Raw genomic sequence first — 8,615 nt, forward strand, 5'->3', positions numbered from 1 at the left:
CGACGAGGGTTCAGACGCCGAGGCGATCAAGCGCCGCATGGACCGCGGCAACGGCGGGGTAGGGTGCCCTCATGAGCGGCAGCGGTGGGTCACCGACGGACAGCGAGAATCGGTCTGCTATCGCGTACATGAGACGCAGGCTACCATAGGCCTTGAACAGCGCCCACAGCGGAGCGAATGCCGCGTCCATCGCTTCGGCTTCGTCCCCGCGTCCCGCCTGAGCTGCTCGCGTCAGGCGGAGGGCCGGTTCGGGCAGCAGGCCGGCAACGACGCTGTACCAGGCTGCGCCCCTGGCCAGTAGCGACGCGGTCGCGCCCCAATCACCGCTGTAGCCGATCGCAAACGTCTCCGGCGTCATCGCCCGCAGTCTGGCCAGTTCGGCGACATAGTCCGCGTCCGCCGGCAGCGGCATCTTGATGGCGGCTATGCCCGGCACCGCCGCCAGCTCGGCGATCAGCGCATCGGAGAAGGTGAAGCCGGTCGTGCCGGGATTGTTGTAAACGCAAAGCGGCAGTGCCGTCGCTCCGGCAACGGCGCGGTAGTGGGCCGCCGCCTCGTGATGTTTCGCCGGCAAGTAGGATATGGGTGCGAGCAATAACCCGCTTGCCCCGTTGCGCTCGGCATTGCGGGCCAGTTCAACTGCCCAGCTTGTCCGCAGCGCTCCAACGCCAACGATGACAGGCACACGTCCGGCTGCGGCCTCGATGCCGGCTGCGACCGCACGGACGCGCTCGGCGCGATCGAGATATGCGTAACCACCCGTGCTGCCGAGCAGGCCGATCGTATCGACACCGGCGGTCGCGAGACGATCGACCAATATCCCCAGCGTGTTGGTATCGACGACGCCATTGGCATCGGCGGGTGTGAGCGGAAAGGCCGAAAGGCCGGTAAACAGGGGGGACATGGACGAGCCTTCAGTAACGAACGATGCGGTTCAGGTTCGTGCATACAATGACCAGCACCATCTTTGTTATTCCCGTTTCACCATCCAGACCGTGCGGAAACTCTGCGGCACGTTGCGGACCTGACGTTCTTTTCGACGAGGTGGGTTGGGGAGACGCTTGATCCGGGTTTTTGGCTGTGCGGGCGGCATATTGGCGCGATGGGGAGCATGCCTAGTTGTATCGACGCCCTTGGCGGCGCGGATCAGGCTGTCACTGCCCGGATCAGTCCCGGGATCCCAACGAGGGTGATGGCTCGCCTCAGATTGTAGGCGAGCGCCGTCAGGCTGAACTCGCCGCGGACCTTCTCCAGCACGCGCATGAGAAAAGCGCCCTGGTTCATCCATTGTTTGATCGAGCCGAACGGATGCTCGACCGTTTCCCGGCGGATGTTGAGGATACCGGGTCGGGCGGCGAGCCGCTTCGCCATGCGCTCGAGCACCGCCTCGTTCTCCCAGCGGTTGATGCGGCGCCAGCGGCTTCCGGTACAGCGCGCCCTGATGGTGCAGGCGGCACAGGCCGCGGGGCTGGAATACTGGATCGACACATGGCCATTCGTGACCGAGCGGTAGCGGGTGTCGAGAAGCCGGCCGCCGGGGCAGCGGTAGGCGTCGGCTTCCGGGTCGTAAGCGAAGCGCTCCTTGGGAAAGCGGCCGTTGGCGACCGCGCTGCCCCGCTCGGGCCTGGCGACATAGGGCGTGATGCCGTTCGCCTCGCAGGCCTCGATGTCCTCACCCTTGTAATAGCCCATGTCTGCCACGGCATCGATGCGCTCGAGATCAAGCGCCACCTTGGCCGCGCCGGCGGTGGAGGCGAGCAGACCCATGTCGGTCGCGGCATTGGTGACGTGTTGCTCGACGATCAGCTTGTGCTTCGCATCGACCGCCACCTGCGCGTTGTAGCCGACCGTGGTCTTCTGACCCGTCACCATCGCACGCGCATCGGGGTCGGTCAGCGAGATCTGGCTCTCGCCGCTGGCGTTCAGTTGCTCCAGCATCGCCGCCTGCGCCTGCCGCCGTTCGCGCACGTGAGCGATCTTCGCGGCTAGCGCCTCGCTGCGCCCGGGCCCATGGCCATCCTCGCCGCGGTCGATGGCGTCCAGCTCGGCCAGATACCCCTCGAGCCGCTCGTCGGCCGCGGCAATGTACCTGGCCAGCTTGGCGCGAGAGAAGTTGCGTCCCGGATTGTTCGCCGCCTTCAGCCGGGTGCCGTCGGCCGCCAGCAGCTCGCGACCGAACAGGTCGAGCTTGCGGCACAGGACGACGAAGGCGCGGAACACCGCCTTGAACGCACCCCGGTTGTCACGACGGAAGTCGGCGATGGTCTTGTAGTCCGGCCGCAGCCCGCGCAGCAGCCAGATCAATTCAAGGTTGCGCGTCGCCTCGGCTTCCAGACGCCGGCTCGACCGCACCCGGTTGAGATAGCCGTACAGGTACAGTTTGAGCATGTCGGCCGGGTCATATCCCGGTCGTCCCGTCGCCTTCGGCCGTGTACGATGGAAGCCGGCCTCGCCCAGATCGAGGTCATCGACGAATGCGTCGATACCGAACCGGGCTGTCCGCCGCCACATAGTCCTCGACCGATGCCGGCAACAGCAGCGACTGGTCGCGCGCATGACCCTCGATGTACGCCATCGGCACAGCATACGCCTGTCCGCGAGCCTATGGAATCAATCACCGAGTTTCCGCACAGTCTGCCATCGCTTTCGGGACAGGCCTGTGCTGGCAGACAAGAAGGAGAATTTTCGGCATCGCCCTTCCCTTGGTCCTGAATGAATGACCGAAGTTGGGAAACAGGCGGACTGCCTTGATCGACCGTAGGTGGGTCAGCAGCGCTGGAGGTAGTGGCTCGGCCAACGAGCGGCACCAACGGAAATAAGCATTCCGGATCGCTGCAGGAAGGCAGCCTGTGCGCCATGGTCGAAATGCCTGCCGGCCCATTTTGGCGGTGTTGCACCTTTGCTTCAGGCTTAGGTGCGGACGAAGACCGCGGGGGCTATGGCTCGGATAATATCGGACCTGATTGGGACCAGGCCGCGCGCACGATCGAGGCGTCAGCCGGGATCGCCGAGCCGGGTCAAAATTTCCTGTAGCGCCTTCTGCATGCGTGAGGCGAAGGCGATGCTATCCTCCTGCATGCTGCAATGGGCGTCAATTGACCGCCACTTCCGTCCCACGCTCATAGACACCAGCGCACGTTGCCTTTCGACGAGGCTGCGCTCCCTTGCGTCATATTGGCTGCGGAGGGCGCGGACGTCGATGTCGGGAGTGGCGGAGAAGGATTCTCGCAGGTCACGTTCCATCTGTCGATTGTCGCTCGCGACTATGTCGGCGAAAAATCCCTCGATCGCGCCGTCGGCCTGCTGCGTCGCGAGGGCGTCATCGAGTTCAGTGATAGCGCGCAGAAAGTCGAGGCGTCTACCCTCGGCGATCTTCAGCGTGGAGGCGTCGGCGTTCAGGATGAGGAGTAGCATGCCGAAGTAGGTGGTCTGCCGCTCAAGGCCGGCTTCCGGGAACATGTTGACGAGGCGTTCTGCCCGGGGGAGCGCAGCCTTCGCGTAGCGCTGGAACGTCTCAGTTTGCGGGGAGGACGGCGTGGGAGCGTAGTCCCCGTCCAAGGCGGTCATGGCTTCTACGTTGCGAGGGGCAAGCGCGCGTTGGAAGATGACGCTTGTGATGTCGACCAGGCCTTCGATCTTTTCGATGGTGGCGGGTGTCGTCCGCTCGATAGACACAGCCGCGAACTCCTCAGCACCGGCCATGACGAACGCCTGTGCGACGTAGGCCGAGCAGAACGTGCCATCGTCGCCTGCCGTCGCCTTGCCCGTTCCAGCCGGAAGGACACTCTGCCTCGCCTGACGTAATGAATATTCGCGTCCTACGCCCATCTGGGCGTGAGACGCCGCCCTTCTTGCGACGGTCTCGTCCGGATGGCGGAACGCCCTGACGTTCTCGATTGCGTGAACGAAGCAGTTGGCCAGCGAGAGTGAGCTCACGCCTTCGCTGCCGGCTTCGGCGAACGTCGGCGGGCTTGTGCAGATCAGCACGTGGCTGAAGCGGCTTCCGGCAGCCTCGCGCACGCGTCGTGATATTTCGAGCGAGCGTTCGTCCTGCGACTCCATGGTAGAGGTCAGGATGATATCACCGGGACGCAGCAGCGACACGTCGGGGAGGAACACCATGCTCCCTTCGTAGCGGGGGTTCTTGTCACCCATCGTAGACTCCCTTCTGCCGCGTCCCATCGGGTCGACGTGGGCTGGCAACGCATTCATGGCTTGATCCATGATGGCTCCGCAATGGGATCGTGTCGGTGGTGTCGCACCCCTAAAGGGGCGTCCGCCTGTGAGTCGCCCGGCCCGCGTTTCGCTTTCCGCTCGTCCCCGCCCGTTCGTGAGCTAAGTTGGCTATCCGCCATCCAAACCTAAGCGAGAAGATGAATGAGCGGCAGAATGTGGAAGATCTCAAACCGTGCCTAAATGGCGGATTGTGGGTCGTCTCCGCCTCGCCTCCTTACAGCATAGCCAGCGGCTCGGATGTGCGAGGTGGTGCGAACAGGGAATCGAGCTGCTTGAGGTCGGCGTCGGAAAGGTCGACGTCCAACGCCGCGCGGTTCTCGCGGACATGGTCCACTGATCCGGCCTTGGGAATGGGGATGACGCCCTCCCTCGAAAGGAGCCAAGCGAGCGCAAGCTGTGTAGGCGTAGCGTTACGTTTCGCAGCGAGTTCAGCGAGACCGGGGTGGGAAACCAGTCGGCCCTGTTCGACGGGGCTATAGGCCATGATCGGCATGCGGCGTCGCGCCAGCCAAGGGATCAGGTCATATTCGGGACCGCGCCGCGTCAGATTATAGAGGATCTGGTCGGTCTGGCAGCTATCGCCACCGCTGGCGATCAGTTCCTCCATATCGGCAATGTCGAGATTGCTGACGCCCCAGCGCAGGATCTTGCCTGCCGCGACGAGCCGCTCCATCGCCTCGACCGTGTCGGCCAGCGGCACATTGCCGCGCCAGTGCAGCAGGTAGAGGTCGAGCCGATCGGTGCCGAGCCGTTCGAGGCTCGCCTCGCACGCGCGGGGCAGCCGGTCGCGTGAAGCGTTCTGCGGATAGGCCTTGCTGACAAGGAACACATCGTCGCGCGCACCCGCGATGGCTTCGCCGACGAGGCGTTCGGACTCGCCGTCGGCATACATCTCGGCGGTGTCGATCAGCGTGAGGCCGAGTGATAGCCCCTCGCGCAACGAAGCGATCTCCTGCGACCGCCGGCCATCATCCTCCGCCATCATCCAAGTGCCTTGGCCGAGCGCAGGGACGGTTGTGCCGTCGGGAAAGCGAATTGTCTTCATGCGGCAAGGAACGCCTGACGTCGTCGATCGGATCACCTCGCGGGGCTGGCCGGAACGCTTAATCGGGCGTTTTCGAATGCGTCAGCTGACTCCCAGCCTGCACGCCGCCGATTGTGCGTCCCCGGGCGAATCAGAGCACCGCAACAGGTGTGAAAACACCGTTTGCGGACTGTGCCAATTCACTGTAGCAACGGGCTGTGCAGACGGTTTCTGCATGTCAGTAAAATCAAGCACTTAACTGTGCCTTGTCTGGGGTAGAATCCTGCCGCCCCAGCCAGATCTGATATTCCGTCTATCTGCAGTTACCTATTGCAAAAATTTGCTTTGGTTGTTGGGCATGTTCGTTTGGCCGCAAGGTATGCCTTACGCAGCCGTTTGCCTTTTGCCGTCATGCAAGAGTAATGTGCATGTAGCGGGCGATGGGGCTGCCGAGAGATGCTCAGGGCGGCGGCTGTATGATCCCACCGAGACGGCTTTGCGTAGTGACATCGTCACACCCGCCAGATTCAGCCGTCATCCGGCAGAGGTGTTCGGGGCGGAAGCCTATCTGGCGGATGCGCGCGCGGCAGGACAGATGGGTCGGGTCGTGGCGCTGATCGCGATCGACCGCGTGGGGGCTATCAATTCCTGCAAGGTTTTCGTGTCGTCCAGTTCCGCACCCCTCGACAAGACGACATGCCAGATTGCGACGCGGAAGCTTCGCATGAAACCGGCCAAGGATGCGGCCGGCGCCGCAATCCCGTCGCAGCAATGGTTTGCAGTGAACAGACTGCTGGAATTCTAGGCCGTGCGCTGCCCCACGAACGGCAGGATCGTCTCGTACCGCGCGAGGTCCGGCGCGCCCGGAACGATGCGGTTGCGGCGGAGCAGGAAGGCGTGGCGGACGATTTCGGCCTGTTGCTCCAGGCCGTAGCGCTTGAGCGGCCAGCCGGGCTTGATGCTGTAGGAATAGCGGCAGAAGGGGTGGCGCGCGAGCGGCAGGTAGATGCCGCGCTGGTGCTGCCAGACGTGCGTCATCTCGTGGATGAACAGCCCCTGCAGGTCGGCGGACGCGGCGGCGAAGTCGTCGCGGTAGAGCGTGCCCCCGGGGTGGAAATGGATGCAGCCGCTGGGCGCGATGACGGTGTCGCGGGGCTGGAAGAACGCCCACTTTCGCAAGGAGATCGACGCCGCGGCGTAATCGATCGCGTCGCCGAAGACGGAGGCGGCCAGCGCGGTTTCGCCGGGGGTGAGCGGGCGGCTGGCGCCATGGCCATGCGGCAGGGGGACGGTCATCCACCCGGTCTAGCGCGAAATCGGCGTGAACGCGCCATAGCGTTGAGACGCAAGGTCCGGCCGATCGCACCGTTTCGGTCGCAATCCCTGTCGTCCGAGGGTTAAATTTCGCATGCGAGAAGCGGAACATCGACGCAGTTCTTGGGGGAGAATGACGATGCGCGGGAGGCGTCTGATCGGCAGTTGTGCCGTTCTTCTGGCGGTAGGAGCGTGCAGCAATGACGCCCGGCCGCAATTCATCTCCGACACCGGCATAACTCGCGAGGTCGATGCGGCCGACGGAACCAGTCCCTACAGCGACGGTCTGTTGTACCAGTTCAAGCTTGCGGCGCTGGAAGCACGACCATTCACGACAGGCACGCCGCCGACGCTGAAGTAGAACGATCCGGTGAAACAGCGTGCCTTCATGGACGCGGGGTTCGCGCTGATCCAGGCGCGCTGCAATCGATATATCCTGGCCAAGGCGGACAACCAGCGGCGGGTCAACGTGTGGCGCGACACGTTCGCACCGATCACCGCGTTGCTGACCGGTGCCGTCGCGCTGATCGGTTCGGGAGACGACACGAGCAACGACGCGCTGACCGCGTTGTCCCTGGGGACGAGCGCCGCGTCGGCGGGCTTCCGCATCTACGAACAACGCTATCTCTTCGGGGCGGAAAACGTGAATTCCGTCCGCCTGCTGATCCTGACCGCGCTGGCGGACAACGCAAGCAAGGCGTCGAAGACCGATGACGCCAAGCTCACCTATTCGCAAAGCGTGACGCATCTCATCAACAATCAGGCGATCTGTTCGCCCGGCCACATCCTGCAATTGGTGAGCGAGGCGATCGAGGCAGGCAAGGTGGTTTCGATCAAGTCGGATACCGGCACGTCGCCGGCGACCGCGCCTGCCACGCTGACACCGGCTGACAAGGCCCAGGCCGAACTGGCGGAGGTCAGGGGAATCCTGCTGCAACTGAAGCAGAACAATCTGGTGACCGACGCGCAGATCGCGGCCGCGAAGGCCAAGGTCGTGCCGCCGCCAGCCCTGGTCCCCGCGCCGCCCGCCGCCACGCCGTCGCGCAGCCTGGAGATTGTGACGACCAGGGTCGTCAACGACTAACGGGACCCTGCGGTCGCCGATTTACGATGCTGGATGGCGACCGATGAGAGGCTGGCGTCGATCGGGCGCCGCGATATAGCGAAGCACATGACACGCCCCGTCCTGCGCCTCGCCCTGTCGCTGTTCGTCGCGATCGTTTCGATCGGTGCTGCCCCGCCGCCCCCGCAAGGGCCGATGGTGCTGGCCGCCGCCAGCCTTCAGGAATCGATGAGCGCCGCGGCCGATCGCTGGGCGCGGATGGGGCATCCGCGGCCGGTGATTTCGTTCGCGGCGTCCTCGGCCCTCGCACGGCAGGCGATGGCGGGGGCGCCGGCCGACCTGTTCGTGTCGGCGGATGAGGACTGGATGGATGCGCTGGCGGCGAAGGGCCTGTTGCGTGTCGGCACGCGGGCCGATTTCCTGGGTAACCGGCTGGTGCTGGTCGCGCGGATCCCACGAGCCGTGCGGCTCGGGCGCGGGGGTAATCTCGCTCGTGTACTGGGGCAGGGGCGGCTGGCGATGGCCGATCCGGCGTCGGTGCCGGCGGGAAAATACGGCCAGGCGGCGCTGGAGCGGCTGGGCGACTGGCCGGCGGTGAAGGACCGCGTGGCGCGGGCCGAGAATGTCCGCGCGGCGCTGGCGCTGGTCGAACGGGGGGCGGCGCCGCTGGGCGTGGTCTATGCGACCGACGCGCGCGCGGCGAAGGGCGTGCGCGTGGTTGCGGTGTTTCCGGCGGCGAGCCATCCGCCGATCCGCTATCCGCTGGCGGTGCTGAAGGGGGCGCGGCATCCGGATGCGTTGGCGTTCCGGGCGTTCCTGCTGTCGCGCGCCGGTCGGGCGGTGTTTGCGGGATATGGGTTTTCGGTGCGGTGAGGCGGCTCAGATCCTCCGCGGCACGGGGAGGGGGACCAGCCGCAGGCTGGTGGAGGGGGGGCGCCGCGCGTACACCCCTTGCGGATAAAAAACCCCCCCCCCCCC

Annotated in this window: 9 protein-coding genes; 4 read left to right on the forward strand and 5 right to left on the reverse strand. The window is 64.9% G+C overall.

Annotated features, from left to right (window positions below; all coding sequences use genetic code 11):
* Positions 1–10: 10 nt before the first annotated feature.
* The 4 genes from ASE86_RS03560 to ASE86_RS03575 form a co-directional block, all read right to left on the reverse strand.
* The gene (locus ASE86_RS03560; RefSeq protein ID WP_056422417.1) at positions 11–904 is read right to left on the reverse strand and encodes a dihydrodipicolinate synthase family protein; all 894 of its coding nucleotides are present in this window, start codon (positions 902–904) and stop codon (positions 11–13) included.
* 242 nt (positions 905–1,146) lie between these two features.
* Entirely contained in the window at positions 1,147–2,511 is a 1,365-nt protein-coding gene (locus ASE86_RS03565; RefSeq protein ID WP_235523979.1) for an IS1182 family transposase, read from the reverse strand.
* A 483-nt stretch (positions 2,512–2,994) separates the two neighbouring features.
* Positions 2,995–4,155 carry a hypothetical protein gene (locus tag ASE86_RS03570; protein ID WP_156347013.1) on the reverse strand — a complete coding sequence of 387 codons (1,161 nt, stop codon included), beginning with the start codon at positions 4,153–4,155 and terminating at the stop codon, positions 2,995–2,997.
* 295 nt (positions 4,156–4,450) lie between these two features.
* Positions 4,451–5,281 (reverse strand): aldo/keto reductase, encoded by an 831-nt coding sequence (locus ASE86_RS03575; RefSeq protein WP_056422424.1) that lies wholly within the window; start codon positions 5,279–5,281, stop codon positions 4,451–4,453.
* Positions 5,282–5,756: 475 nt separating this feature from the next.
* Between ASE86_RS03575 and ASE86_RS15620 the strand changes: the two genes are divergently transcribed.
* Complete coding sequence (locus ASE86_RS15620) at positions 5,757–6,065, forward strand: TonB family protein (protein ID WP_162233302.1); 309 nt, start codon at positions 5,757–5,759, stop codon at positions 6,063–6,065.
* On the opposite strand, the gene ASE86_RS03585 is transcribed toward ASE86_RS15620, so the two are convergent.
* Positions 6,062–6,556, reverse strand: coding sequence for a hypothetical protein (locus tag ASE86_RS03585; protein ID WP_056422428.1), 495 nt, complete (start codon positions 6,554–6,556; stop codon positions 6,062–6,064). The genes ASE86_RS15620 and ASE86_RS03585 overlap by 4 nt on opposite strands.
* Before the next feature lie 157 nt (positions 6,557–6,713).
* Between ASE86_RS03585 and ASE86_RS03590 the strand changes: the two genes are divergently transcribed.
* The 3 genes from ASE86_RS03590 to modA all read left to right on the forward strand — a co-directional run bounded on the left by ASE86_RS03590 (position 6,714) and on the right by modA (position 8,510).
* Entirely contained in the window at positions 6,714–6,935 is a 222-nt protein-coding gene (locus ASE86_RS03590; protein ID WP_156347015.1) for a hypothetical protein, read from the forward strand.
* Positions 6,936–6,944: 9 nt separating this feature from the next.
* Positions 6,945–7,658, forward strand: coding sequence for a hypothetical protein (locus ASE86_RS03595; protein ID WP_156347016.1), 714 nt, complete (start codon positions 6,945–6,947; stop codon positions 7,656–7,658).
* Between the two features lie 87 nt (positions 7,659–7,745).
* Entirely contained in the window at positions 7,746–8,510 is a 765-nt protein-coding gene (gene modA, locus ASE86_RS03600; RefSeq protein WP_056426554.1) for a molybdate ABC transporter substrate-binding protein, read from the forward strand.
* Positions 8,511–8,615: the final 105 nt, after the last annotated feature.

The organism is Sphingomonas sp. Leaf33 (assembly GCF_001421785.1).
GTDB lineage: Bacteria > Pseudomonadota > Alphaproteobacteria > Sphingomonadales > Sphingomonadaceae > Sphingomonas.

What these genes read in the sequence shown, in the direction of transcription:
- ASE86_RS03560 (WP_056422417.1), bottom strand. Translation starts at nt 904, where the DNA reads ATGTCCCCCCTGTTTACCGGCCTTTCGGCCTTTCCGCTCACACCCGCC.
- ASE86_RS03565 (WP_235523979.1), bottom strand. Translation starts at nt 2,511, where the DNA reads ATGTGGCGGCGGACAGCCCGGTTCGGTATCGACGCATTCGTCGATGAC.
- ASE86_RS03570 (WP_156347013.1), bottom strand. Translation starts at nt 4,155, where the DNA reads ATGGGTGACAAGAACCCCCGCTACGAAGGGAGCATGGTGTTCCTCCCC.
- ASE86_RS03575 (WP_056422424.1), bottom strand. Translation starts at nt 5,281, where the DNA reads ATGAAGACAATTCGCTTTCCCGACGGCACAACCGTCCCTGCGCTCGGC.
- ASE86_RS03585 (WP_056422428.1), bottom strand. Translation starts at nt 6,556, where the DNA reads ATGACCGTCCCCCTGCCGCATGGCCATGGCGCCAGCCGCCCGCTCACC.
- ASE86_RS03590 (WP_156347015.1), top strand. Translation starts at nt 6,714, where the DNA reads ATGCGCGGGAGGCGTCTGATCGGCAGTTGTGCCGTTCTTCTGGCGGTA.
- modA (WP_056426554.1), top strand. Translation starts at nt 7,746, where the DNA reads ATGACACGCCCCGTCCTGCGCCTCGCCCTGTCGCTGTTCGTCGCGATC.